Source organism: Ruegeria sp. HKCCA4008, assembly GCF_013033125.1.
Taxonomy (GTDB): Bacteria; Pseudomonadota; Alphaproteobacteria; order Rhodobacterales; family Rhodobacteraceae; genus Ruegeria.
In genome coordinates, this window is the sequence record NZ_WQDM01000001.1 from 460,294 (window position 1) to 485,262 (window position 24,969).

29 protein-coding genes are annotated in these 24,969 nt (G+C 58.6%); 19 read left to right on the plus strand and 10 right to left on the minus strand.

Annotated features, from left to right (window positions below):
- The first annotated feature begins 170 nt into the window (after positions 1 to 170).
- Positions 171 to 1,502, plus strand: coding sequence for a trigger factor (gene tig / locus GOW60_RS02270; RefSeq protein WP_171228352.1), 1,332 nt, complete (start codon positions 171 to 173; stop codon positions 1,500 to 1,502).
- A 100-nt stretch (positions 1,503 to 1,602) separates the two neighbouring features.
- On the opposite strand, the gene GOW60_RS02275 is transcribed toward tig, so the two are convergent.
- The 6 genes from GOW60_RS02275 to rpsF form a co-directional block, all read right to left on the minus strand.
- The gene (locus tag GOW60_RS02275) at positions 1,603 to 2,457 is read right to left on the minus strand and encodes an acyl-homoserine-lactone synthase (protein ID WP_171228088.1); all 855 of its coding nucleotides are present in this window, start codon (positions 2,455 to 2,457) and stop codon (positions 1,603 to 1,605) included.
- 107 nt (positions 2,458 to 2,564) lie between these two features.
- Positions 2,565 to 3,266 carry an autoinducer binding domain-containing protein gene (locus GOW60_RS02280; RefSeq protein ID WP_152458337.1) on the minus strand — a complete coding sequence of 234 codons (702 nt, stop codon included), beginning with the start codon at positions 3,264 to 3,266 and terminating at the stop codon, positions 2,565 to 2,567.
- 236 nt (positions 3,267 to 3,502) lie between these two features.
- Positions 3,503 to 3,988: a lytic transglycosylase domain-containing protein gene (locus GOW60_RS02285; protein WP_171228089.1), complete on the minus strand. Its 486-nt coding sequence runs from the start codon at positions 3,986 to 3,988 to the stop codon at positions 3,503 to 3,505.
- Between the two features lie 157 nt (positions 3,989 to 4,145).
- A complete protein-coding gene (rplI, locus tag GOW60_RS02290; protein ID WP_171228090.1) occupies positions 4,146 to 4,766 on the minus strand; it encodes a 50S ribosomal protein L9 in 621 nt (206 codons plus the stop codon).
- A 12-nt stretch (positions 4,767 to 4,778) separates the two neighbouring features.
- Positions 4,779 to 5,006 (minus strand): 30S ribosomal protein S18, encoded by a 228-nt coding sequence (gene rpsR / locus GOW60_RS02295; protein ID WP_005608650.1) that lies wholly within the window; start codon positions 5,004 to 5,006, stop codon positions 4,779 to 4,781.
- A 28-nt stretch (positions 5,007 to 5,034) separates the two neighbouring features.
- A complete protein-coding gene (gene rpsF, locus GOW60_RS02300; protein ID WP_170343918.1) occupies positions 5,035 to 5,388 on the minus strand; it encodes a 30S ribosomal protein S6 in 354 nt (117 codons plus the stop codon).
- 283 nt (positions 5,389 to 5,671) lie between these two features.
- Between rpsF and GOW60_RS02305 the strand changes: the two genes are divergently transcribed.
- Positions 5,672 to 6,190 (plus strand): hypothetical protein, encoded by a 519-nt coding sequence (locus tag GOW60_RS02305; protein WP_171167615.1) that lies wholly within the window; start codon positions 5,672 to 5,674, stop codon positions 6,188 to 6,190.
- A gap of 125 nt (positions 6,191 to 6,315) precedes the next feature.
- A complete protein-coding gene (locus GOW60_RS02310; protein ID WP_152458333.1) occupies positions 6,316 to 6,888 on the plus strand; it encodes a YceI family protein in 573 nt (190 codons plus the stop codon).
- 61 nt (positions 6,889 to 6,949) lie between these two features.
- Here the strand turns inward: GOW60_RS02310 and GOW60_RS02315 are convergent, their stop codons facing one another.
- On the minus strand, positions 6,950 to 8,176 hold the full coding sequence (locus tag GOW60_RS02315; RefSeq protein WP_171228091.1) for a cytochrome b/b6 domain-containing protein: 1,227 nt from the start codon (positions 8,174 to 8,176) through the stop codon (positions 6,950 to 6,952).
- 174 nt (positions 8,177 to 8,350) lie between these two features.
- Here GOW60_RS02315 and fabD point away from each other — a divergent pair, with 174 nt between their 5' ends.
- The 7 genes from fabD to mltG all read left to right on the plus strand — a co-directional run bounded on the left by fabD (position 8,351) and on the right by mltG (position 14,660).
- Entirely contained in the window at positions 8,351 to 9,289 is a 939-nt protein-coding gene (fabD, locus tag GOW60_RS02320; protein ID WP_171228092.1) for an ACP S-malonyltransferase, read from the plus strand.
- 42 nt (positions 9,290 to 9,331) lie between these two features.
- Positions 9,332 to 10,069 carry a 3-oxoacyl-[acyl-carrier-protein] reductase gene (fabG, locus tag GOW60_RS02325; RefSeq protein ID WP_152458330.1) on the plus strand — a complete coding sequence of 246 codons (738 nt, stop codon included), beginning with the start codon at positions 9,332 to 9,334 and terminating at the stop codon, positions 10,067 to 10,069.
- A 206-nt stretch (positions 10,070 to 10,275) separates the two neighbouring features.
- Entirely contained in the window at positions 10,276 to 10,509 is a 234-nt protein-coding gene (locus GOW60_RS02330) for an acyl carrier protein (RefSeq protein WP_008756330.1), read from the plus strand.
- 137 nt (positions 10,510 to 10,646) lie between these two features.
- On the plus strand, positions 10,647 to 11,186 hold the full coding sequence (locus tag GOW60_RS02335) for a GNAT family N-acetyltransferase (protein ID WP_171204962.1): 540 nt from the start codon (positions 10,647 to 10,649) through the stop codon (positions 11,184 to 11,186).
- 123 nt (positions 11,187 to 11,309) lie between these two features.
- Positions 11,310 to 12,053: a HisA/HisF-related TIM barrel protein gene (locus tag GOW60_RS02340; protein ID WP_171228093.1), complete on the plus strand. Its 744-nt coding sequence runs from the start codon at positions 11,310 to 11,312 to the stop codon at positions 12,051 to 12,053.
- A gap of 183 nt (positions 12,054 to 12,236) precedes the next feature.
- The gene (fabF, locus tag GOW60_RS02345) at positions 12,237 to 13,502 is read left to right on the plus strand and encodes a beta-ketoacyl-ACP synthase II (protein ID WP_152458327.1); all 1,266 of its coding nucleotides are present in this window, start codon (positions 12,237 to 12,239) and stop codon (positions 13,500 to 13,502) included.
- Entirely contained in the window at positions 13,503 to 14,660 is a 1,158-nt protein-coding gene (gene mltG, locus GOW60_RS02350; RefSeq protein WP_171228094.1) for an endolytic transglycosylase MltG, read from the plus strand.
- An 81-nt stretch (positions 14,661 to 14,741) separates the two neighbouring features.
- On the opposite strand, the gene GOW60_RS02355 is transcribed toward mltG, so the two are convergent.
- Positions 14,742 to 16,007 (minus strand): DEAD/DEAH box helicase, encoded by a 1,266-nt coding sequence (locus GOW60_RS02355; RefSeq protein ID WP_171228095.1) that lies wholly within the window; start codon positions 16,005 to 16,007, stop codon positions 14,742 to 14,744.
- 326 nt (positions 16,008 to 16,333) lie between these two features.
- Positions 16,334 to 16,870 (minus strand): winged helix-turn-helix transcriptional regulator, encoded by a 537-nt coding sequence (locus tag GOW60_RS02360; protein ID WP_171228096.1) that lies wholly within the window; start codon positions 16,868 to 16,870, stop codon positions 16,334 to 16,336.
- Between the two features lie 39 nt (positions 16,871 to 16,909).
- On the opposite strand from GOW60_RS02360, the gene GOW60_RS02365 reads away from it, so the two are divergent.
- Both GOW60_RS02365 and GOW60_RS02370 read left to right on the plus strand, forming a co-directional pair.
- A complete protein-coding gene (locus GOW60_RS02365; RefSeq protein WP_171228097.1) occupies positions 16,910 to 17,287 on the plus strand; it encodes a VOC family protein in 378 nt (125 codons plus the stop codon).
- A 596-nt stretch (positions 17,288 to 17,883) separates the two neighbouring features.
- Positions 17,884 to 19,110 (plus strand): DNA-packaging protein, encoded by a 1,227-nt coding sequence (locus GOW60_RS02370; protein ID WP_171228353.1) that lies wholly within the window; start codon positions 17,884 to 17,886, stop codon positions 19,108 to 19,110.
- Between the two features lie 19 nt (positions 19,111 to 19,129).
- On the opposite strand, the gene GOW60_RS02375 is transcribed toward GOW60_RS02370, so the two are convergent.
- Entirely contained in the window at positions 19,130 to 20,098 is a 969-nt protein-coding gene (locus GOW60_RS02375) for a cation transporter (protein WP_171228098.1), read from the minus strand.
- Between the two features lie 179 nt (positions 20,099 to 20,277).
- Here GOW60_RS02375 and GOW60_RS02380 point away from each other — a divergent pair, with 179 nt between their 5' ends.
- From GOW60_RS02380 to GOW60_RS02410, 7 genes are all read left to right on the plus strand, one after another.
- Positions 20,278 to 21,438, plus strand: a complete 1,161-nt coding sequence (locus GOW60_RS02380) for a phage portal protein (RefSeq protein WP_171228099.1) — start codon at positions 20,278 to 20,280, stop codon at positions 21,436 to 21,438.
- Complete coding sequence (locus tag GOW60_RS02385; RefSeq protein WP_152458319.1) at positions 21,431 to 21,649, plus strand: hypothetical protein; 219 nt, start codon at positions 21,431 to 21,433, stop codon at positions 21,647 to 21,649. The genes GOW60_RS02380 and GOW60_RS02385 overlap by 8 nt, the downstream gene beginning before the upstream one ends.
- Before the next feature lie 26 nt (positions 21,650 to 21,675).
- Positions 21,676 to 22,221: an HK97 family phage prohead protease gene (locus GOW60_RS02390; protein ID WP_171228100.1), complete on the plus strand. Its 546-nt coding sequence runs from the start codon at positions 21,676 to 21,678 to the stop codon at positions 22,219 to 22,221.
- 34 nt (positions 22,222 to 22,255) lie between these two features.
- Positions 22,256 to 23,434: a phage major capsid protein gene (locus tag GOW60_RS02395; RefSeq protein ID WP_171228101.1), complete on the plus strand. Its 1,179-nt coding sequence runs from the start codon at positions 22,256 to 22,258 to the stop codon at positions 23,432 to 23,434.
- Positions 23,435 to 23,604: 170 nt separating this feature from the next.
- Positions 23,605 to 24,204: a head-tail connector protein gene (locus GOW60_RS02400; RefSeq protein WP_171228102.1), complete on the plus strand. Its 600-nt coding sequence runs from the start codon at positions 23,605 to 23,607 to the stop codon at positions 24,202 to 24,204.
- Positions 24,201 to 24,539 carry a phage head closure protein gene (locus tag GOW60_RS02405; RefSeq protein WP_171115397.1) on the plus strand — a complete coding sequence of 113 codons (339 nt, stop codon included), beginning with the start codon at positions 24,201 to 24,203 and terminating at the stop codon, positions 24,537 to 24,539. Before GOW60_RS02400 ends, GOW60_RS02405 begins: the two co-directional genes overlap by 4 nt.
- Positions 24,536 to 24,949 carry a DUF3168 domain-containing protein gene (locus tag GOW60_RS02410; RefSeq protein ID WP_152458314.1) on the plus strand — a complete coding sequence of 138 codons (414 nt, stop codon included), beginning with the start codon at positions 24,536 to 24,538 and terminating at the stop codon, positions 24,947 to 24,949. Before GOW60_RS02405 ends, GOW60_RS02410 begins: the two co-directional genes overlap by 4 nt.
- The last annotated feature ends 20 nt before the right edge of the window (positions 24,950 to 24,969 follow it).

Sequence of the window (24,969 nt, forward strand, 5' to 3'; positions counted from 1 at the left end):
CAAGTGCGAGCGCCCCGGTTTCCGGGGCGTTCTTTTTTGCGGTTTTGGCGATCAAATACCACTGGATTCTGCCTTTGCCCCTTGCACGTGGGCGGCTGGGCAAATAGAAGGCTTCAAATTTGCCCGGCGCGCCCTATTTGCGCGCCCCGAATCCTATGGGGACTACCATAATGCAGGTTACCGAGACGCTGAACGAAGGTCTGAAACGTGGCTACAACATCGTTGTGTCAGCAGCCGAGCTGGACGAGAAGGTCAATGAAAAGCTGACCGAAGCGCAGCCGGAAATCGAAATGAAAGGTTTCCGCAAAGGCAAGGTGCCGATGGCGCTGCTGAAAAAGCAGTTCGGCCAGCGCCTGTTGGGCGAGGCGATGCAGGAAACCATCGACGGCGCCATGAACAAGCATTTCGAAGACAGTGGTGATCGCCCCGCGCTTCAGCCCGAGGTCAAGATGACCAATGAGGACTGGAAAGAAGGCGATGACGTAGAAGTCGCCATGTCTTACGAGGCGCTGCCAGCGATCCCGGAAGTTGATCTGAAATCGGTCAAGCTGGAAAAGCTGATCGTCAAGGCCGATGACGCCGCCGTTGAAGAAGCGCTGAACAATCTGGCGGAAACCGCTCAGGATTTTAAAGCGCGCCGCAAGGGGTCAAAAGCCAAGGACGGCGACCAGATCGTGTTCGATTTCGTCGGTAAGGTTGACGGCGAGGAATTCGAAGGTGGTTCGGCAGAGGATTACCCGCTGGTACTGGGCTCGAACAGCTTCATCCCCGGCTTCGAAGAGCAACTGGTTGGCGCGAAAGCCGAAGAAGTAAAGGACGTCAACGTTACGTTCCCTGAAGAGTACGGCGCCGAGCATCTGGCAGGCAAAGACGCTGTTTTCACCTGCACCATCAAGGAAGTCAAAGAACCGGTTGCTGCGGAAGTGAACGACGAACTGGCTAAAAAATTCGGTGCCGAAGATCTTGAAGCCCTGAAAAGCCAGATCGCAGAGCGCCTGGAAGCTGAATATGCAGGTGCATCTCGCGCCGTGATCAAGCGCGCTTTGCTGGATGCGCTGGACGAGAAGGTGTCGTTCGATCTGCCGCCGTCGCTGGTTGAAGCCGAAGCCAAGCAGATTGCGCATCAACTGTGGCACGAAGAAAACCCAGAAGTCGAAAGCCACGACCATGACCCGATCGAGCCCACGGACGAGCACACCAAGCTGGCCGAGCGCCGCGTGCGTCTGGGCCTGTTGCTGGCTGAACTGGGCCAGAAGGCCGAAGTTGAAGTTACCGACGCTGAGATGACACAGGCGATCATGAACCAGGCACGTCAGTACCCGGGTCAGGAACGCCAGTTCTTCGAGTTCGTTCAGCAGAACGCGCAGATGCAACAGCAGCTGCGTGCCCCGATCTTTGAAGACAAGGTTGTGGATTACGTGTTGGAGCTGGCTCAGGTCACTGACAAAGAAGTCAGCAAGGACGACCTGCAGAAAGCCGTTGAGGCACTGGAAGAGGAGTAATCCTCTTCCTTCCCTTCGTCAGAAGAAGGGACAAAAAACGGAGCCGCCTGCAATCAGACGGCTCCGCATGGGTGGCTTTTGTATCTATGAGGTGAGGGGGTCAGGCCTCATGAGCAAAAGCACGGGGGGTTTCCAAAAGAGCGGTTCTCTGCTCTGGCGTGAACGTATCCGTTAGCGCTTCGATCAGCTTGAGAACATCCTGCCGTTCAGCTTCTGTTTTTGCGGCGCTCATCTGTTCCACAAAATATTTCTCGAGATCGGTGAGTGGTTTGTGATCCTGGTTCGCGGGGTTCTGTGCTGCGGCTTTCTTCGCGGCGAACAGAGCTAACGCTTCTTCTTCGTCCATAAAGACGTCGTTGTGAATGCCCGCAAATTCACGCAGGCCGGCGATGCGTTCTTCGGTGCAGTCCAGCAGAGCGGCCAATGCGTGAACCTTGCCCATTGGAACTGTCTTACCGACGTAGTCGTAAGGCGCGCAATTCGAACGCTTCAACACCCGATCCATGACCGGATCAATCACGGTGATGATGTCCTGAATACCTGCATTTTTCGCATATTCCAAAGATCCGATCATCAACTCGCAAGTCGCGTAGGAGACCGAGTTCTTTTCTTTGCCACGCGTGAGCCGTTGCGTGTCGACGCAGAACCGGGTCGATTCCCACATGGTCGCACTGCGAAGTGGTGCTTCGCCGCAAAGGATCGCCGAGAAGACATCCGACAACATGTGTGGTCCGGTGGTCTGGAGGGCACGCACGGCTGCGACGACATTCCCCTCATCGTCGAGTCCGATTACATATGCCGGGTCCAAGTGATCGAACTCGTCGATCTCTCTACCATCTTCAATGTTGACATCCCATCCCAGGCGTTCGCCAAAAACTCGTGCTCTCAACTCGAACATTTCATCAAGAACTTCGCTGAACATATGTCTGTTCAGGCCATCTACCACGATGATCATTTCTTCCCCCTTCGAGTGGTTATTCGGTAACTTAGACGTTACCGGACACAGGGGATTTTTCTATTGGGGGTTTCCCGTATTTTGGCGAAATTTTGCGTTTTTTTTGTTTAACTTGGGGTAATAAGCCCAATTGCAATCGCCCGGCCAACGGCCTGAGGGGTGGTCAGCGCACTAAGCTTTTCTCGACTGGAACGCAAGTGCACTTCTACGGTTCGGTGTGAAATGGACAAAATATCGCCGATGTCCTGTTGCGATTTCCCTGCTGCAACCCACTGCAAGATCTCTGTCTCACGTCTGGAAAGTGTTGGATGATACAGCGCGCTGGTCAATTCGTCTGAGGAAACCACGTTGTCATGGATGTGCACTGCCATCGATTGCAAGTCACTGATGACATGCGTGTATAGCTTGCGCCATTCCTCTTTGCTGCAATTGCGCGTTGCGCTCAGCAGGCCGATATCTCCGTAGGGACCGCGCACGGGAATTGTAACGCCTTGGTTTGGCAATCCAAAATCATGGGCATCCCGGAATACACGTTGGAAGTCGGGGCTGCGCTCAAGTCGGCTCCAATCCACTGGCGCGATGCTGCGGCGGGCCATATGGATGGTCGGATCAATCATGATCAGACCCTGGTTTTGGTAGTGCTCATTCCAGGCGTCGTCATAGGTAACAAAGCCGGCAACCGTGCCGGCAGCAGGGTTCATGCCAGCATAAGCAGCATGATCCATATCATGCTTCTCACAGATTTGCCTTAGAAATTCGGTGTATCGAACTTCTGAATCCGGCAGAGTGCTCAGATCGACAATTTCCATGTGGTGCCTACCAGCTGCGGCCCATCTTACAGCCCGATGGTGTCGTCGAGCATGCATATAACACAGAGTGGAACCCGTTTACCTCACCGAGCCAGAACACCATACTTTCCTAAACATGACAAGGCGAGGTACTAATTGTCTGCGCAATTCCAAATAATGAGACATTCAATAGAACATTTTTGTCACTATTCGGCAAAAAGTGCTAATTTCACGCGGCTTTCTGACGCTAATCACCGTCAGTTGGCGGGTTTCAGCCCAGTTTCCACCAACAATCCGCGCGCTTTGGCCTCGGGGTAAAAGCCCTTGGCATAAAGAAATATGGCCCGATCCTGGTTGCCGTCAGCCAGAAGCCAGGCGCCACGAAGGTATTTCCCGGCGAACTCAAGGTTGGTGTCCGCGTCCAACAGACCTTTGGCGTTTCCGGTGTATCCCATGGATCGTGCGGTGGCCGGAAGGATTTGCAACAACCCATAATAGGGCCGGTTGACCGCCCAGGGGCGATGCGTGCTTTCACGAATAGCAAGCTTGTGAACAAGCTCTCGCGGAAGCTCGTAGTGGTCCGCCCATTTGTTGATCGACGCGCGAAGTTCCGGCGTTTCGTTTGGATAGAGCGGAGGATTGAATTGTTGTGTTTCCGCCTTGGATACCTCTCCTGCACCGCAGGCAACCAACGGGGCTGTCAGTAAGAGTGCCAAGAGATTGCGACGGGTGAACAGGGGCATAAGTTTCTCCGGGGTTTCGAGTTGCAATGATATGGCCTGAGTATTTAGCTGCAAGATTATGGATGGAGTTGGGCTAAAATTTGCTGGTTTGGCTCGGAGACAAGAAAAAAGGCCGCGCTTGAAGCACGGCCTTTGTTGTGTTCGAAACCTTGCCGGATCAGGCTTTGGCTTCGTCTTCCTCGGCAGGAGCGGCTTCCGGAGCCAGCTCTTCGTCCTCGGATGCAGCTGAGCCGATGTCGTCGAACAGTTCGGCGATCTCGAATTCAGCGGCTGCTTCTTCTTCGGCGGCCAGTTCCTGGATCGATTTGCCCGAGGCCTGAAGCTCGGCTTCTTCTTCCGAACGCGCCACGTTCATCTTGATTTCAACTTCGACTTCGGGGTGCAGCTTGACTGCAACCGAGTGCAGGCCCAGTTCCTTGATCGGATTGACCAGAACAACCTGCTTTTTGTCGACGGTGAAACCAGCTTCGGTTGCAGCGTCTGCGGCGTCACGCGGGGTGACCGAGCCGTACAGAGCGCCAGCATCCGATGCCGAGCGAATCACGATGAACTGCTGTCCGTCCAGCTTTTCAGCCAGCGCTTCAGCTTCTTTCTTGGTTTCCAGGTTGCGTGCCTCAAGCTGCGCTTTCTGGGCTTCGAACGAGGCGATATTGGCCTCGGACGCGCTCAGGGCTTTGCCTTGCGGCAGCAGGAAGTTGCGGGCGTAGCCGGGTTTGACGTCAACGACGTCGCCCATCTGACCCAGTTTCGCAACGCGTTCCAGCAGGATAACTTGCATGTCAGTCTCTCCTTACTTCACGGCGTAGGGCAGCAGGGCGAGGAAGCGGGCGCGCTTGATAGCACGGGCCAGTTCACGCTGCTTTTTCGCCGAAACGGCGGTAATGCGCGAAGGAACGATCTTGCCGCGCTCAGAGATGTAGCGTTGTAGCAGACGGGTGTCCTTGTAGTCGATTTTTGGCGCGTTCTCACCCGAGAACGGGCAGACCTTGCGGCGGCGGAAAAATGGTTTTGCGGCCATGGTTTAGTGTCCTTTCCTCAGGCGGTGATCAACGACGCTCGCGGCGGTCGCCACGTTCGTCACGCTTCTGCATCTGAACCGACGGGCCGTCTTCGTGACCGTCAACCTTGATGGTCAGAACGCGCATGACGTCATCATGCAGGCGCATCAGGCGTTCCATTTCCTGAACCGCACCCGAGGGCGCATCGGTCTTCATAAAGGCATAGTGGCCCTTGCGGTTCTTGTTGATCTTGTAGGCCATCGTCTTGACGCCCCAGTACTCGCTGTCGACAAGCTTGCCGCCGTTGTCAGCCAGAACGGTGCCGAAATGTTCGACGAGGCTTTCCGCCTGCGCGTTGGACAGATCCTGACGCGCGATCATTACATGCTCATACAGTGGCATGTGCACTCCTGTTTATGTCAAGGCGCATTTCATAGGCGGGGCCATTCGGTCCTTCGCGACCCTGCCACGAGAGGCTGCGCGATTCATCTGATTGCGAAGGATGGCTCCGTATACACGTTTGAACCGCAGGAGCAAGCCCCGCCACATATGCCTTTGAGACGCCGCCCAATTTCCTTTGGGCCGCCCAAATGCTGACGCTTTTCGGCTCAAAGTTGTTTTGCATACCGGACGTTACCCGGACCAAACAGAAATTCGACAGTAACCTGATAAAAGGTGAAGTGTTATGACCGCGACCAATACAAACACATACCGGGAAGAGGCGGCGGGCTCGCGCTTTGAGCATTCGGTGCCGGTAATGATTGCCTTCGCGCCAAACTGGAAGGCCCGTTTGATCCTGGCGCGGTTGGTAGGAGCGTTCTTGATCTTTTCGGCGTTTTCGATGTGGCTGATGCCGGGTTCGATCGTTGGCGCAGATGTCTGGCCGATCAAGATGGTGGCATCCATGCTGTTTCTGATCGTCGGTGTCAGTTTGCTGACAATTGAAGTTCTTGATCAGCGCCCGGATGCCTATTTTGACCCGATCCGCCGCGAAGTCCGTGTTCTGCAAAAGAACGAAGACGGACGCCCTCAGACGGTGCTGCGCCGCAGCTATGAATCGCTGGGTGGTGCGCGTTTTGAAGAAAACGAAGTCCACTTGTTTGATGTGGACGGGAGCCTTTTGATGAAGCTGCCCCTTGAATCGGCGGATGTCAGCCGAGCGCTGAAAGGGCAACTGAGCAAGAGCGTAACAATTTTCGGCTGAACTTTATTCTGTTCAAAAAGGAACAGATGTTGTGACTCGAAAAAGGTTGTGTGCCGCCGACAGGCGACACATTTTGTTTGTGAGCAACCCTACCGGGTTGCGTTCACAAAAACGCGGAGATTGTTATGAAATCCACCCTTCTTGCTGCTGCACTGGCCGTATCGGCGACCACGGCATTCGCCAGCGCCGAGAAATACGTGCTGGACCCGAGCCACAGCCAGGTTGTCTTCAGCTATGACCACCTGGGCTTTTCAACCACAACCGGTATGTTCTCGGGCTTTGAGGGCGAGATCATGTTTGATCAGGAAAATCCCGCCGCTTCCAGCGTGAGCGTGTCGATGCCGGTATTGGAGATGTTCACCGGTTGGAAGCCGCGTGAAGATCACTTCATGACCGAGGATTTCTTTGGTGCGACCGAGGGCGATCTGATCACCTTTACCTCGACGGGTATCGAAGTGACCGGTGAAAACACTGCCAAGATCACCGGCGACCTCACCATGAACGGCGTGACCAAATCCGTTGTTCTGGATGCCAAACTGAACAAGGTTGATACCCATCCAATGGCGAACAAGCCATGGGCCGGTTTCGACGCCACCACGACCCTTGTCCGCAGTGAATTTGATCTGGGCCAGTTCGCACCGTTTGTCAGTGACGAAGTGCAGGTGCAGATCTCGGTCGAAGCGCAAAAAGCCGAATAAGCGCAAGACGGCGAACACGAAAACCGCCGGTGATCCTGTCACCGGCGGTATGTATTTGGCATCACTGACTGCGGGACGCGGCGAGTTCCACAGCGACTGTGACGGTGAAGCCGAGCGAATCTTCGGTGGGCTGCGATGCGCCGATGCCGAAATCCAACCTGTTCAGATCAACCGAGCCTGTCATGGTCGCGGTGTCGTCCTGAAGGTCCAGTGAAAACGGTAGTATGATATCGATCGTCTTGTCGCGGATTGTCAGTGGTCCGCGTGCCTCATATCCGCTTTCGGTTTTGAAAAGGTCAGCCGCGAACTGGGCCGTCGGAAACTGGGCGTTGTTGAAGAAATCCGCACCCATGGCCTGTTCGGTTACGGTTCCGAGGCTGAGAGAACCTATTGCGATCGTGACCTCGACGGACCCGGCCGGGCCAGGCTCGGCCGGGTCGTCAAAAGCAATTGCGGCTGTCCAGTCGGAAAACGAGCCGGTGACCGGGCTGCCCAATTGCGAGATCGTAATGGACAAGGTGCCGTTCTGAACCTGCCAGTCTGATTGCACCTCGGCCAGTTGGACGTCGGCGTCATCATCGTCGGCCTCACGCGCAAATTCGCCGGAGACCCAGCCACCGGTGAGGACAAGCGCCCAAACGGCCACCGCGGAGACGGCGGGCACAAGGGAATGATGCTGGTGCGGAGGCTCCGGTGCGTCCGACCCACCCGGCAACATCCTGCGCAACGTGCTGTCTTTGTCTATGATGTGATGCTTCAACGCTCCGGCAACATGCAGGACCAGCGCGCCGACGAGCGTCCACATGAACAGCCAATGCAGAACGCCTGTCACCTCGGCCACAATAGTTGATTTCGGTACAAAAGGCAGGTTTTGGCCGAAGGGCCAGAGGATTGGAGCAAACCCTTCGGTTGCGGCGTGGTGCACCCAACCGGTCAGTGGCACAAGCACCAGTGACCCATAAAGAAGCCAGTGGACAGTTTCGGCGGCAAAAGCCTCGGGCTTGTTGTCGGCATTCAGCAGGCCGGGCTTGGTTTGCGTGAAGGCCCACATTATCCGAGCCAAAGCAACGAAGAACACGGTGACGCCTACGGTTTTGTGCAATGAGAACATGCGCGCCGCGCGTGCGATTTCGGCCTCGCTTGGGGCTGTGGAGGCATGCAATACGGCGTGGGCCAGGTTGTCCGCGATCCAGCCGAGCGGCAGGGCCGTGAAGATCAGCAACGCGGTGAGCCAGTGAAACGTCTTTGCGACACTTCCGTAGCTTGAGAAGGAATTGGTCGAGGCCATGGGTGCAACGCTCCAAGATTCTGTGCTGCGCCCAAGTTAAGGTTATCGGAAGTCGGCACAAGTAAGCGCTTGTGCACAGCCAAGGTGCCAGAATGCAGAACACAGGCAATGCTTGTGCCAGACGATCAGTCAGTTTACACCCCGCCGCAACCTGACATCATCCATGAGGTTGCAATGACACTCGCGTTCGTTTTTCCGGGGCAGGGCGCCCAGACCATCGGTATGGGCAAAGCACTGGCCGATGCCTATCCGGCGGCGCAAGCCGTCTTCGATGAGGTGGACGAGGCACTGGGAGAGAAGCTGAGCAGCGTGATCTGGGAAGGCGACATCGCCGACTTGACGCTGACTCAGAATGCCCAGCCGGCTCTTATGGCGACATCCATGGCGGCAATGCGTGCGCTGGAAGCCGAAGGCGTTTCGGTTGGTCAGGCGGCTTTCGTGGCGGGTCATTCCTTGGGTGAATACTCGGCCCTTGCGGCTGTGGGGGCTTTGTCGGTTGCGGACACCGCGCGCTTGCTGCGCACCCGCGGTCTGGCGATGCAAAGTGCCGTACCGGTGGGCGAGGGCGCAATGGCGGCCATTCTTGGATTGGATCTGGAGGCGGTGCGCGCCGTCGCAGAAGAAGCCGCGCAGGGGCAGGTCTGTCAGGCTGCCAATGACAATGATCCAACCCAGGTCGTTGTGTCCGGTTCCAAGGCTGCCGTGGAGCGTGCCGCCGAGATTGCCAAGGAAAAAGGCGCAAAACGTGCTGTTATGTTGCCTGTAAGTGCTCCATTTCACTGTGCGCTGATGCAGCCTGCGGCAGATGTCATGGCGGAAGCGCTTGCTGCCGTCGAGATTAAGGCGCCTTCCGTGCCTTTGGTGGCCAATGTGCGCGCCGAAGCCGTCAGTGATCCGGATCTGATACGTCAGTTACTGGTGGAACAGGTGACGGGGTCGGTTCGCTGGCGCGAAAGCGTTCAGTTCATGGCCGCGCAGGGCGTGACTGAAACGTGGGAAATCGGTGCCGGCAAAGCGTTGTCCGGCATGATCCGCAAGATCGATCGTGCCATTGCAGGCAAGGCTGTGGGCACACCGGAAGATGTTCAAAAGGCCATTCAGGCCGAATCGTAAGCTCAAAAAGCGTCGTGGCCGACGCACCAAGAGGAAAACCGAATGTTTGATTTGACAGGTAAGAATGCGCTGATCACCGGTGCTTCGGGCGGTATCGGAGGCGACATTGCACGTGCGTTGCACGGTGCTGGCGCAGCGGTCGGATTGTCCGGTACACGAGTCGAGCCATTGCAGGCTCTGGCAGACGAACTGGGCGAACGCGCGCATGTGTTGCCTTGCAATCTGAGCGATCCGGAAGCCGTTGAAGCGTTGCCAAAGCAAGCGGCCGAGGCGATGGGATCGGTGGATATCCTAGTGAACAATGCGGGTATCACGCGCGACAACCTGTTCATGCGCATGTCCGACGAGGAATGGCAGAGCGTTATTGACGTGAACATGACCTCGACGATGAAACTGTGCAAAGGTGTGATCCGCGGCATGATGAAATCGCGCTGGGGCCGGATCGTGAATGTCTCGTCCGTGGTGGCCGCAATCGGCAACCCGGGGCAGGCCAACTATGCTGCGTCAAAAGCCGGGATGATAGGGTTTTCCAAGGCGTTGGCGCACGAAGTGGCAACGCGCGGAATTACCGTGAATGCCGTGGCACCGGGTTTCATCACGACAGCAATGACCGAAAAGCTGACCGAGGAGCAGAAAAAGGGTCTGTTGCTCAAGGTTCCGGCGGGCCGCATGGGTGAACCCGAAGAAATTGCAGCGGCTGTTCTGTATCTTGCCAGCCCCGAAGCGGGTTATGTTACCGGAAGCACCTTGCATGTGAACGGTGGTATGGCCATGTTGTGATCGCCACAGGGGCAGCGCGAAAGCGTTTGCCTCTTGCGTCGACTATGCTATAGGCGGCGCATCTATGCGGGGCCGGTTGTTCAGGTCGGCCTTCGACTTCCCGGTTCGCCGGGACCCAAACCGCCCGAAACGGGCAAATCAAAGCCAACCCGTGCGGGCAAGGGCAGAATCGGGCAGACCGCCCTGTAAAGGAATGAGGAATAGACATGAGCGACGTCGCAGATCGCGTTAAGAAGATCGTTGTTGAGCACCTGGGTGTTGAAGAAGATAAAGTCGCGGAAAACGCGTCCTTCATCGATGATCTGGGCGCAGACAGCCTGGACACCGTTGAACTGGTCATGGCCTTCGAAGAAGAGTTCGGCATCGAAATCCCCGATGACGCTGCCGAGACCATCCAGACCTTCGGCGACGCGGTCAAATTCATCAGCGAAGCGTCCTGAGCGTTTCCTTCTGATCAAAAGCGGCGCTTCCGGGCAACGGAGGCGCCGTTTTTTTTGCCCGCTCAAAATTCATGCTTGCGCGTGCATTTTCGGATGCGCACTGTTTCCATTGAGGCAAAATTCAAAGTGGACAGGGCATGATAAGATCCACTCCCATGATAAATACCGCGCGTTTGACGCTGTGTGCCATGCGCCCGGAGGACTTTGACCGGTTCGCCGAGATCTGGAGAGATCCGTGCGTCGTGCAGCATATTGGCGGCTCACCCCGATCGCGCGGAGAGGCATGGGATTCCTTTTTGCGCAATGCCGGGCATTGGCACATGGCCGGGTTTGGACAATGGGGTGTGCTGCAACAATCGAATCGAAAGCTGATCGGACAGGCCGGTTTCTTTTACGGAAACCGTCAGATGGGCGATGATTTCGACGGCTTTCCCGAAGCGGGCTGGGTTCTGGCGCCCGAAGCGCAGGGGCAGGGGCTGGGGTACGAGGCGGCCAAGGCAGCGCATGACTGGTTTGACCGGGTGATTCCCGGGCCTTTGGTTGCGATGGTGAATGCGTCCAACGCCTCGTCGCAGAAACTTGCCAAAAAGCTGGGCTATGTATTGATGCGGGAAGGGGTGTATAATGAAACCCCGGTGCATTTGCTTCGGCGCAACGGGCCACCGGCGCTCGCGTAAATCCGCCACTTCGACACTATGCCGCAAAATGGCCAAACTGTGCCGATCCCGGTGATATTGGGAGGGCGTTCAAGGTGTATGCTTCCGGGGATTTTCAGAGCGATTGAGCGGAGGACCGAGCTCATGAGGATATACCCCACTATGGAATTGCAGAACGGCCGGTGTGTCACGTTGGACAAAGGTCGTTTGGACAACGCTATGATTTGGCATGTAAACCCAGTCGAAACAGCGCGAAGCTGGGCCGAAGCGGGTGCCGAATGGATGCATCTGACCGATTTCGACGCGATCGAAGGCAAGGATACCAACGTCGAATTGATTGAAGAGATTATCCGCGCGGCCGAAATCCCGGTTCAGTTGGCGGGGGGTATGCGGACCCGCGAACAGGTCGAACGCTGGATCGACAAGGGCGTCGGTCGCGTCGTGATCGGGACGCTGGCAGCGCGCGAGCCGAAACTGGTCAAGGAATTGGCCATGCTCTACCCGGATCAAATCGTGCTGTCGGTCGATGTCTGGCAAGGTTATGTAATGACGGATGGCTGGCGCAGCCAAAGCGTATTCACGCCCGAAGCGTTTATCGATGCATTCGAAGGAGCGCCATTTGCTGCTATCGTGGTGACGGATATCGACAGCGATATGGAGGACGTCGAGGCTCAGCTTGGCCTGATCTCGGGGCTTGCCAGCCATTCGCGCACCCCTGTGATAGCGAGCGGGGTTGTACGTACCGCGGATGACATCTCGCGGCTGGCCTATATTCCCAATATCTCGGGTGCAATCGTGGGACGTGCACTGTTTCGAAAGACACTTGACCTGACGGATGCACTGGAAATGGCAAAATCGGCGCATGAGCCGGTGGCACAGTTCCAATAAACACGCTTCGCCCTTTCAACTAGATCCGTGAAAGGGCGGGCACCGATTTCCGTGACCCAAAGCGGTACTGCTTCGGTTGCCCGGCGGCGGGAGGCCCGCCTGAAATCGCCGTTGCTCTTGCCCCCGCACCCCGGGCCGGGGTAAGAGCGGTTCTCATAACAGGAAGCAGGCAAGAGGCACTTCATGCGCAGAGTCGTTGTAACCGGTCTTGGATTGGTCACTCCTTTGGCCAGCGGGGTCGAGGAAACTTGGTCGCGGCTGCTGGACGGAGAGTCCGGCGCTGGTCCCATCACGCATTTTGACGCGGAAGGCAGTGGTGTCGCCACGACCTACGCCTGTGAGGTGCCCCGCGGGGACGGAACCAACGGGACCTTCAATCCCGATGACTGGATGCCGCCGAAAGAGCAGCGCAAGATCGAGGACTTCATCCTGTATTCCATCGCAGCCGCGGAAATGGCCTGCAAGGATGCGAACTGGTTGCCGGAAGATGAAGAGGATCGCCTGAGAACAGGTGTTCTGATCGGTTCGGGCATCGGGGGGCTGGGTTCAATCGCGAATACCGCCAATCTGATCCGCGACAAGGGCCCGCGCCGGGTTTCACCATTCTTTATTCCGGGTGCTCTGATCAACCTGGCATCAGGTCAGGTGTCGATTCGGCATGGCTTCAAGGGGCCGAACCATTCGGTCGTGACGGCGTGTTCCACCGGTGCCCATGCAATCGGGGACGCCAGCCGTATCATTCGGGCAGGGGACGCAGACGTCATGGTTGCAGGTGGCGGCGAAGGTTGCATCTGCGAAATCGGCATCGCCGGGTTCAACGCATGCAAGGCGTTGTCGACCAAATATGCGGACAACCCGAAGGCGGCCAGCCGACCCTATGACGTTGATCGCGACGGATTCGTCATGGGTGAAGGTGCGGGCATCGTCATCCTGGAAGAGTATGAACACGCCAAGGCCCGCGGTGCAAAGATCTACGCCGAGGTGCTTGGCTATGGCATGTCGGGCGACGCATATCACATCACGGCACCGTCCGAGGATGGTGACGGGGCAGAACGTTCGATGAAAGCCGCGTTGCGCAGCGCGGGGCTGGAGCCGAAGGACCTGGATTACATCAACGCTCATGGCACCTCGACCATGGCGGATACGATCGAACTGGGTGCGGTCGAACGTCTGCTGGGAGACCACGCCGCGAACGCCACCATGACGTCGACCAAATCGGCAACCGGGCACCTTTTGGGTGCAGCGGGGGCGATCGAGGCAATCTTCTCGATTCTGGCGATCCGCGATCAGGTCGCACCTCCGACGATCAACCTGGACAACCCTGCGGTGGAGACACCGATTGATCTGGCCCCGAACGCCAAGCGTGAGCGCGAGATCAACGTGGCCCTGTCGAACTCGTTCGGGTTTGGCGGCACCAATGCCAGCGTGATCTTCGGAAAGGCCAACTAAATGTGGCGGGCCATTGCTTCGAACGCGCTGACCATTCTGGTGGTCGGCCTGTTCCTGATGGGTGGACTGATCCTTTGGGGGCAGACCCAGTACAAGGCCGAAGGCCCGCTTGAAACCGCGATCTGCCTTCAGGTCAGAAGCGGATCGAACATGACACGTGTCAGTCAGGAACTGGAAGAGCAGGGCGCGATCCGCAGTGCCACGATCTTTCGGATGGCCGCCGATTACACGGATCGGGCGCAGCAGTTGAAAGCCGGCAGCTTTCTGGTGCGGGAAGGCGCGTCGATGGAGCAGATCATCGACGAAATTACCAGCAGCGGTGCCAGCACCTGTGGATCCGAGATTGAGTATCGTATCGGTGTGACGCGTGCTCAGACCCGTGTGCGCGAGTTGAACCCGGCGACCCTGGATTTCGTCGAAATCGCGTCGTTTGATCCGTCGGGAGACGAGGTGCCCGAGGCCTATAACGAGAAACGCAACGAGGCGGACACCCGTTACCGCGTATCACTTGCCGAAGGTGTGACCTCGTGGCAGGTGGTCCAGGCGTTGAAGGCGTTCGACGCATTGACAGGTGAGGTGACCGAGATCCCGGCCGAAGGGATGCTGGCGCCTGACAGTTACGATGTTGTGGCGGGCCAGGACCGTAACGACATTTTGCAGGCGATGCAGGACAAGCAACAATTGCGGATCAATGCCGTTTGGGAAAGCCGTCAGGACGGGTTGCCGCTGCAAAGTCCCGAAGAAATGCTGATCCTTGCGTCGATCATCGAAAAAGAAACCGGAGTTCCGGAAGAGCGCGGGCAAGTGGCCAGTGTTTTTGTGAACCGGCTGAAACAGGGGATGCGGTTGCAGACGGACCCGACCGTCATCTATGGCGTCACCAAAGGGCAAGGCACGTTGGGGCGCGGGCTGCGCCGCAGTGAGTTGAACCGACCAACCCCATGGAACACCTATCAGATAGACGATTTGCCGCCGACGCCGATTGCCAATCCGGGCTTGGCCAGCCTTGAAGCTGCTGTTGCGCCGGATGACACGGATTTCGTGTTTTTCGTTGCCGATGGCACGGGTGGCCATGCATTTGCCGAAACCTTGCAGGAGCACAATCGCAATGTCGCCAAATGGCGCGAGATTGAGGCAGAGCAGAATTCGGGGAATTGATCTGAACGAAAAATGGTTTCGTTCATCGTGTTGCGCCAACGGCGGTCATTGAACCGGCGTTGGCTTTTTTATGTTCCGATCTTAGGCGGCCGGACGTTTGCCGCGTGGGCGACGCCGTTTGTTTGCTGCGGGTTTTGACCCCGCGTCGGCGGGTTTGGGTTTGAACCCCCGGCGACGGTTGTTTGGGCGGCGCGCCGGTTTTTCAGGTTGCACGGCTTCGGGCATCGCGCCACTGGCAACTGGAATCTCGATCTTCATCAGCTTTTGAATCTGGCGCAGCAGATCAACTTCTTCCGCGGAACAGAAGGCGATGGCTTCGCCCTCGCGCCCTGCACGGGCGGTGCGCCCGATACGGTGGACGTAGTTGTCAGGCACCTCGGGCAGGTCGAAGTTGATCACATAGGCGACGCCCGGGATGTCGATGCCCCGGGCGGCAACGTCGGTGGCCACCAGAATGTTGATGTCACCCGCGCGGAACGCCTTGATCGCGCGATCGCGCTGACCCTGGCTTTTGTTGCCGTGGATGGATGCGGCGTTGTAGCCATCGGCCACAAGCCCTTTCATCAGCCGTTCCGCGCCATGTTTGGTGCGGGTAAAGACCAGTGTCAGGGCGTCCATGTCCTTCGAAAGGATTTCGCGCAGCTTGGCCGGTTTCCCGGGTTTGGAGACGAAGTGCAGAGATTGCGTAATCTTGTCTGCGGCTTTGCCCGGAGGCGAGACCTGCACCCGCTGCGGGTTGGTCAGGTAAGCGCGGCTGAGCTCTTCCATCTGCTTCGGCATGGTGGCCGAAAACAACATGGTTTGGCGTGGGGTGCCCAGCGCCGGAGCGATTTTTCGCAGCGCATGGATAAAGCCTAGGTCAAGCATCTGGTCTGCTTCGTCCAGCACCAGATGGCGCACCGCTCCGAGGTTGACCGCGCCCCGCTCCATCAGATCTATCAGGCGGCCCGGTGTGGCGACCAGAATATCGGTGCCACGGGAAAGGAACATTATCTGCTTGTTGATCGATTGGCCGCCGACAACGGTGGCCACACGCAGCTTGGTGCCTTTCGTCAAGGTGCGGAGGCTGTCGGCGATTTGATTCACAAGTTCGCGGGTGGGCGCCAGGATCAGCGCTTTGGCGGTTTTCGGGTCGGGCTTGCCGGGTTGGGCCAGAAGGTGATCGATCAGAGGCAGGCCAAAAGCCAAGGTCTTGCCGGTACCGGTTTGCGCCAGTCCCAGAATGTCGTGACCATTCAGAGCAAGCGGAATCGCTTGGTTCTGGATCGGGGTGGGTTGAGTGAAATTGGCACGTTTGAGTGCCTCGTTCAGTGCCGGGGCAAGGCCCAGCATATCAAAGTCGAACAAATAACTATCCTTTGCAGCCCGGAGCGTTGGCCCGCGGACAGGTCATGACGGGTCGCGCGTTGGCGACCGGCAGGGGTTGTGCGAGACCTCGGGACGAGCAGGCGTATCCTGCGCCATCCGGCCGCCGCGTCAAGAACCCTGCGTGATGGGGAACTGAAATGATGAGTTGGCGCTGTGGGGCGGACGAGGTCCGCTTGGGTTCACGCATCAGCGCTGTGATGTGGGGCACATGAGGGTTTCGCCATGGAATGTCAAGCGCTGGCAAGCCTTCTGGTGGTCTACTGAGTCGAATTAGGCACTGTTCGCGGCACCAGACTGCCATTGAATTACAGCGTAAAACCAACGGCCCTGTTGATCGCCATTCCAGTACTCACGGCCTGATAGGTTGGAAATGGCATCCTCTCGGCGGTGTGAATGTCGCGTCGGATCCAGTTTTGTGCTTCCAACTGGTGAAGGGATGAGGACAGCGCCCGATCTGTGATGATCGTAAGACCAGATTTGATGGCCGAGAAACGATGAGGGGTGCCTGTCAACGCCAGAACTGGCACAGTCCAGGATTTTCTTAGCAGTCTGATTTCATCCTCAGAGCGGGCAGCAGTAATTATCTTGCTGGCGATCGCGGCAGCCTCGGTTCCGAATGGCGTAAGTCGAAATTCTGGACGCAGAGGGTGCCCATGTCCGGGGTTTCTTTCGATCATTCCAAGTTCAATAAGATGAGAAAGGCTGGCTGCAAAGGCCGTTCGGCTTGCGTCGGTCGCTGCCAAAAGCGGGGCTTGCCGGCCCGGAACTTTGGCGTGCAGCAGGGCAAGAATTTTCAGGGACCAAGCCCGCGATGTCAGCTTGACAAGTGTATTTATGTCCATAAAGTATAGTAAATATATTTTTCAAAAAGGAAAAGCCTTATGTCGCTCGTTTCATTGAAAAACACCATCACACTTGCGATGTCCGTTCGGGATCGGCATGCCAGTGCGGAATGGTACGCCGCCAAGCTGGGATTTGAGCTTATCCACCACATTGATGAAGCGGGATGGAGCGAATTGCGAACCAATGTCGACCGTGTCACTTTGGGACTGGGCGAACAGGCCGAAGCCTCTCCGGGGAATTGCGTGCCTGTCTTCGAAGTCGCGGATATCGCGGAAGCGCGCGGAATGTTGGAACTTGCGGGGGTGGAATTTGACGGTGAAACGGACACGATTGAGGGGATGGTCAGCACGGCAACGTTTTATGATCCGGATAGGAATGCGCTGATGCTGGCGCAGGATTTGACAGGCCAGAGCTGAGAGTAAGAGGAAAAGGAAAACTCAACACAGCGACCGCTACGTGTTGCGTCGGCGTTGCGCAACTCATTGACTTTGCGCACTTAATACCGTATAGCTTGTGTCATGCTAGAAGAAGTGGTCAACGGCCCCGGGGCGACCCGGTGGCCGTTTTTTGCTTCTCTCGTGCGGAGAAAACTTACGCATGAGGTCACAGGCAAACATGACTTTGATTACCCCGGAAGAGCGGATTTCCCAGACGGCTGAATTGTTGCAGTCGCTTGAGAGGTCCATTCGCGATCTGCGGCAAGCGGCGGAAGAACTGCGCAAACAGATCGGAGCCGGGGAGGATGCAGATCTTGCTGGTTCAGCCAAGCAACTCGGGCAGTTAGAGGGGCTGATCCGAAGTTGTCAGAAAGTGGAGACAAGCTTTGTCGAACAACATCACAGACAAGCCGGAATTGCCCAAGGAGGGTACGCGCTCGATCTTGACCGAGCTCGGTTTGAAGTCGGGTGCAGGCTGGCTCGCCTCCGCGCTTGTTGCGGTGCAGAACAGATTTCTGAGTGAGATCGGGGAGGGAGGGCTGTGTGCCCTCCCTTTACTGTTCGAATTCTGGGCGCTGCCGCATCAGCTGGCACCCAAGGGCGACTGGCGGTCCTGGGTGATCATGGGCGGGCGCGGTGCGGGCAAGACGCGCGCCGGGGCCGAGTGGGTACGGTCGATGGTCGAAGGGTCATTGCCCTTGGAGAAGGGCCAGGCCTGTCGGGTGGCCTTGGTCGGCGAGACCTTTGATCAAGTGCGCGATGTGATGATCTTTGGCGACAGCGGGATATTGCAATGTTCACCGCCGGATCGGCGACCTGTGTGGAAGGCATCCGAGCGCAAGCTGATCTGGCCCAACGGGGCCGAGGCGCAGGCGTTTTCGGCGCATGATCCCGAGGGGCTGCGCGGCCCGCAATTCGATGCGGCATGGGTGGATGAGTTGGCCAAATGGAAGAAGGCGGGCGAGACCTGGGACATGCTTCAATTTGCTTTGCGATTGGGGGATCAGCCTCGGGTCTGCGTGACTACGACGCCGCGCAACGTGAAGGTGCTGAAGGATCTGCTGGCCTCGCCGTCCACGGTTCAGACCCATGCTCCGACCGAGGCGAACCGGGCCAATCTGGCGGACTCGTTCCTGCAAGAGGTGCGTGCTCGTTATGCGGGCACGCGGCTGGGGCGGCAGGAGCTGGACGGGGTATTGTTGTCGGATGCCGAGGGGGCGTTATGGACAGGCTCGATGCTTGATGCGGCGCGGGTCGAGGCAGTGCCCGAGCTGGATCGCATCGTCGTTGCGCTGGACCCGGCGGTGACGGCGGGATCAAACGCCGATGCCTGCGGGATCGTGGTGGTGGGCGCGCAATTGCAAGGCCCGCCCGAGGAGTGGCGCGCCTATGTGCTGGCTGATCGGACGGTGCAGGGCGTCGGCCCGGCGGGCTGGGCGCAGGCGGCGATTGACGCGATGGACGAATTCGGGGCCGAACGGCTGGTGGCCGAGGTCAACCAAGGCGGGCAACTGGTGGAAGAGGTGGTGCGGCAGGTGGATCCTCTGGTCCTGTTCCGGGCGGTACGGGCGTCACGCGGCAAGGTGGCGCGGGCAGAGCCGGTGGCGGCGCTGTATGAGCAGGGACGGGTGTTCCATGTGGCCGGGTTGGACGCGCTGGAGGAACAGATGTGCCAGATGACCGCGCGCGGGTTCGAGGGGCAGGGCTCACCCGACCGCGTCGATGCGCTGGTCTGGGCGCTGCATGAGTTGCTTGTGGGGCCTGCGGGGGTGTACCGGCGGCCGAGGGTGCGGAGTTTGTAAGGCCAGTGCGGCGAATACATCAAGCGCTTTGGACAGGGGCGAGTTCATCTGGCCATCGTCTGGGGTGTTCAGAGACAATCAGCAGAACGTCAGCCCCGGCCAATACGGTTCGAACATCGCGTATCAAATCCAGGTTGAGGCGGTCGATTTCGTGCGCGAAAACGGAACGACATGGGTCGTAGTAAACAGTCACTAAATGGGATCGGCCCAGTTTGGTAACAGACATATCCCGGATCCGCCCGCCATCTTCAATGAGAGTTGCACATACGGCGCGGCGCGCGGTCGCAATGGTGGCGGGGTTGGCGCTTAACCCTGCAAGCTCGCCCAATCCGCCTTTGAATTCACGGATGTACGCCCCGAGGGCCAGCAGGCAAAGCAGTAGGACAATCACGGAATCCCCGATCGGAGCGATCAAGGCAAGTGGTCCTTCCCTGAAATAGTAGATGGCAGCCAAGCCGATGCCTGCCGCGGCAGTGATCATCCCGTCAAAAAGCGCCGCTTTGGCCTCCAGTCGCAGGATTGCGCTGTTTCGTCCGATGCGACGCCAGGTGAAATGATGAAAGGCCCAGAGCAAGGTGCAGGTCAGCCCAATCCCTGAGAAATAGAGGATCATCGGCGCAAAGCTCAGAGGCTCGGGGGGCAGGCCGTTCAGATAGTTGTAGATGCTTTTGAGGGCGCTGGTGATCGCAAACAATACAAGACCCAACAGGGATAGAGAGCGGAGTGTTGAAAAGATGGCCTCGTCTGCGGCATAGCCAAACGGTCGTAGCTTGTCGGGTCCGGCATCAATTCGTTGGCTGATCCTTCGGCCGAGAACGGCTGAAGTAAAACCGATCAGTGAGAACAGCCCGTCCATCATGATCGCGTTCGAATTCGACAGAATGCTGGCCAGGATTCCTGCGGCACCCATGAAGAGATTTCCCCCCATTGCTACCACGAGTGCGCGGCTTTCCAGTCGTTTTCTGATGGCCAATTCTGGCTGGGTCATTCGATCGGTCCCGCTTTGCTTTCGGTACTTCTACCAATAGCCATCCATTCGGAATTGGCCACCCACTTTGGTTGTCCGTGTTGCCCAACCCCCGTACGCCCCATTCCCAAGGCTTAAACTTCTTTCCGTCATAACTCCTTTCAACAAGCCGGGCAGAGCGGCGGCAGAAAGGAGCACAGATGGTATTCGATTTCTTGCGTCGTGGATCGGCTGAAGCGGCGCCCGAGGCAAAAGCAAGCGCGGCTGGGCCGGTGGTGGCGTGGCAGACGGGCGGGCGCGTGGCCTGGAGCCCCAGGGACGCGGTGTCGCTGACGCGGACGGGGTTTTCGGGGAACCCGGTGGGGTTTCGTTCTGTCAAGCTGATTGCCGAGGCGGCGGCGGCTTTGCCGTTGGTGTTGCAGGATCAGGCGCAGCGCTATGAGACCCATCCGATCCTGTCCCTGATGCGCCGTCCGAATGCGGCGCAGGGGCAAGCGGAGTTGATGGAGGCCCTGTTCGGGCAATTGCTGCTGTCGGGCAATGCCTATGTCGAGGCGGTTCAGGCAGAGGAAGGCCTGCCGGTCGAGCTGCATGTGTTGCGTTCAGACCGGATGAGCGTCGTGCCGGGGGCGGATGGATGGCCCAAGGCGTATGACTATGCGGTTGGCGGCAAGAAGCATCGGTTTGCGGCGGAAGCCATCTGCCATATCAAATCGTTCCACCCTCAGGATGACCACTATGGGCTCTCGCCGATGCAGGCGGCGGCGATGGCGATTGATGTGCATAACAGCGCGTCGCGCTGGTCGAAATCGCTGCTGGATAATGCGGCGCGGCCTTCGGGGGCTTTGGTCTGGAAAGGCGATGGCCACGGGGTGATGGCCGAAGATCAGTTCCGGCGTCTGTCAGACGAGATCGAGGCGAACTATCGCGGGGCGCGCAATGCAGGCCGTCCGATGGTTCTGGAAGGGGGGCTGGATTGGAAGCCGATGGGCTTTTCGCCTTCGGACATGGAGTTTCAAAAGACCAAGGAAGCCGCCGCCCGCGAGATCGCGCTGGCCTTCGGTGTCCCGCCGATGCTGCTGGGGATTCAGGGTGACGCGACCTATTCGAACTATCAGGAGGCCAACCGGGCGTTCTATCGCCTGACCGTTCTGCCCCTGGTGACGCGGGTGGCGGCGGCGGTGTCGGACTGGCTGGCGGGCTTTACCGGCGAGGAGCTGGTGTTGAAGCCTGACATGGACCAGGTGCCTGCGCTGTCCGCAGAACGGGATGCGCAATGGGCGCGGGTCAACGGGGCCGACTTCCTGACCAACGCCGAGAAGCGTGCCTTGCTGGGCCTGCCGGAGCGTGCGGATGGGTGAGGGGTATCCCTCGTTCGAGTGCGCGCCGGGTCTGCGTCTGGCCGCGCACGAACGGGTGGCCGAGATCCAGCATGCACATCTGTGTCGGCGTCTGGATCAGATCGAAGAGATGATGGAGCGGCTGGAGCGTCGGCTGTGGCTGACGGTCTATGGCGTGGCGGCGGTGATTCTGGCGCAGGCGTTTCAATCCCTCTTGGTGGTGGCGCCATGAGTTCAATGGGTTACGTGGAGAAGTTCATGGATTTAGAGCACAAGTTCGCAAGGTTCGGTGACGGTTTGTCGGTTACGGATGATGCGGTAATCGAGGGTTATGCCAGCCGGTTTGGGCAGGTTGATCAGGGCAGTGACGTGGTGCAGCGTGGCGCCTATCGCGGCTCGCTTGACAGGCTGGCCAGGGCGGGGCAGCGCGTCAAGATGCTGTGGCAGCATGATCCGGCCCAGCCCATCGGCGTGTGGGACGAAGTACGCGAGGACGACAAGGGCCTGTGGGTCAAGGGGCGTCTGCTGGAGAGCACGCAGAAGGGCCGCGAGGCGGCAGAATTGATCCGGGCAGGTGCGATGGATGGTCTGTCGATCGGCTACCGCACCAAACGGGCCGTGAAGAATGACAAGGGCCAGCGGGTCCTGACCGAACTGGAGCTGTGGGAGGTGTCATTGGTGACCTTCCCGATGCTGCCCAGTGCGCGGGTGGCGGCGAAGGGAAGGACACCTGACACCGAGGAAGCCCTGCGCTGTATTGCCGACGTATTAAACGACGCCCGGCAGGAGCTGGCGCGGAACTAGCGCGCCTCAAAACCACTCAGAATAGGACATGCTGATGAGCAAGACCGAAACCCCGGCCTTGACCGGAGAGGGTGCGCCCCTGGTTCAGGAGGTGAAGCAGGCGATGGCTGTCTTCGTGAATGAATTCAAGGGCCTGAAAGCCGAAGTTAACACCAAACTGCAACAGACAGAAGAGCGACTGACCATGCTGGATCGTAAATCAAAAATCGCGGCACGCCCGCATCTTGCCGCTTCGATCGAAGACGGAGCCCCGCATCAGAAGGCATTTGACGCCTATGTGCGGTCCGGCGAAGATGACGGGCTGCGTGGACTCGAGATGGAGGCCAAGTCCCTGTCAACAGCGGTCAACAGCGATGGTGGCTATCTAGTTGATCCGCAGACTGCCGAGACGATCAAGTCGGTTTTGAACTCGACCGCCTCGATCCGTTCGATTGCATCGGTCGTGAATGTCGAGGCAAATTCGTTCGACGTGCTGATCGATCACACCGATGTAGGTGCGGGCTGGGCTAACGAAAACTCGGCCACAGCGGAAACCGGAACACCGTCGATCGATCGCATCTCGATCCCGCTGCACGAGCTGAGCGCGCTGCCCAAGGCGTCGCAGCGTCTGCTGGATGACAGCGCCTTCGACGTCGAAGGTTGGCTGGCCGGGCGCATTGCCGACAAGTTTGCACGCGCCGAGGCGGCGGCATTCATCAACGGCGATGGCGTCGACAAGCCCAAGGGGTTGATGATCCACCGAGCAGTGCCGAATGATGGCTGGTCGTGGGGCAGCCTTGGCTATGTCGCGACCGGTATTGATGCGGGTATTGATGCGGATGCGATTGTCGATGTGGTTTATGCGCTGGGCGCGCAGTACCGGGTCAACGGGACTTTCGTGATGAACTCGAAGACCGCAGGTGTGATCCGCAAGCTGAAGGACAGCGATGGTCGCTTCCTGTGGTCCGATGGTCTGGCCGCAGGTGAGCCGGCGCGTCTGATGGGGTATCCGGTTCTGATCGCCGAGGACATGCCGGATGTGGCAACCGACAGTTTCTCGATTGCCTTTGGTGACTTCCAGGCTGGTTACACCATTGCCGAGCGTCCTGATCTGCGCGTGCTGCGCGACCCGTTCAGCGCCAAGCCACATGTCCTGTTCTACGCGACCAAGCGCGTCGGCGGCGATGTCAGCGATTTTGCTGCGATCAAGCTGGCGAAATTCGGCACCGCCTGACGCGGGCTGAATCCGGGGGGCCCTGGCCCCTCGGACGGCGGGCGCGGGCCGGAGTGAGATCCTCTGCGTTGTCTAGCTGCTCCCCTCCGTCCGAGCAACGTGGGGCGGCGCGTGCCCGCCATTTTCCAAGGATGGGGCCCTGGAGGGGTCCGAGATTGCGGAGTGAGTGGATGATGTTGATCGAAGAGACCGCCATCGCGGATGCGGCGCTGCCGGTGGATCAGTTCAAGGCGCATCTGAGGTTGGGCAAGGGCTTTGCCGAAGATGATGTGCAGAATGAAGTGTTGAAGGGGTTCCTGCGGGCTGCCATCGCGGCGATCGAGGCGCGCACTGGCACGGTTCTGATCACACGGGATTTCTCGTGGAGTTTGAACAGGTGGCGCGACCCGTCGGGCGAAGTGCTGCCTGTGGCCCCGGTGGTTTCAGTGCAGGCCGTGACGCTGACTGACAAGCAAGGAGCCGAAACAGTTGCGGACGCCGCGACCTATCGTTTGGAGCATGATAGTCAGCGGCCCCGGATCCGCCCATTGGGATCCAGCCTGCCTGCCATCGAAACGGGTGGTTCCGTGAAGATTTCGTTTGTCGCTGGGATGGCGCAGGATTGGGGCGGGTTGCCTGCCGATCTTGGGCAAGCCGTGCTGCTGCTGGCGGCGCATTACTATGAATACCGGGATGAAACCTCATTGGGCGCTGGATGTATGCCCTTTGGTGTCACCAGCCTGATCCAGCGCTATTGCATGGTGCGTTTCGGGGCGGGGGTATCGCAATGAATACGCCGCATCTGAACCGTAAACTGGTGCTGGAGGCGCCAATGCGAAGTGCTGATGGGTCGGGGGGCTATACCGAAACATGGGCTGCGATGGGGACGCTATGGGCCGAGGTGACGGCGCGCAGTGGCGCCGAACGGCAGATCGCCGGAGCGTCCGTTTCGCGTGTCGGGTATCGCATCGTGGTACGTGGTGCGCCCATGGGATCTTCGGTGCGCCCCGCGCCAGATCAGCGGTTTCGCGAGGGAAATCGCTGTTTCGTAATCCGGGCCGTGGCCGAGCATGATCCGCGCGGCAAGTTCCTGACCTGTTTCGCAGATGAAGAGGTGGCGGCATGAGCTATGGCGTTTCCGCCGCTTTGCAGGCGGCCGTGTATCAACAGCTTTCAGCGGACGCAGCAGTCAGCAGCCAATCGGGGGGCGCGATCTATGATGCCGTGCCCGCGGGAACCGTGCCGCAGACCTATGTGACGCTGGGCCCCGAAGAGGTGCGCGACGCGTCGGACCGAACAGGCGCGGGCGCGATACACCGCTTCACCGTTTCGGTGGTGTCCCAGGAGGCAGGGTTCGGTGCTGCCAAAACACTGGCGGGCGCGGTGTGTGACGCGCTGGAAAACGCGCCACTTAACCTGGTTCGCGGGCGTTTGGTGGGGCTGTGGTTCGAGCGGGCCTCGGCCCGGCGCACCGGGACCGGCGGCACCATCCGCCAGATCGACCTGAAGTTCCGCGCCCGCGTGGAAGATGACTAAGCAATCAACGGAGAGAGCAC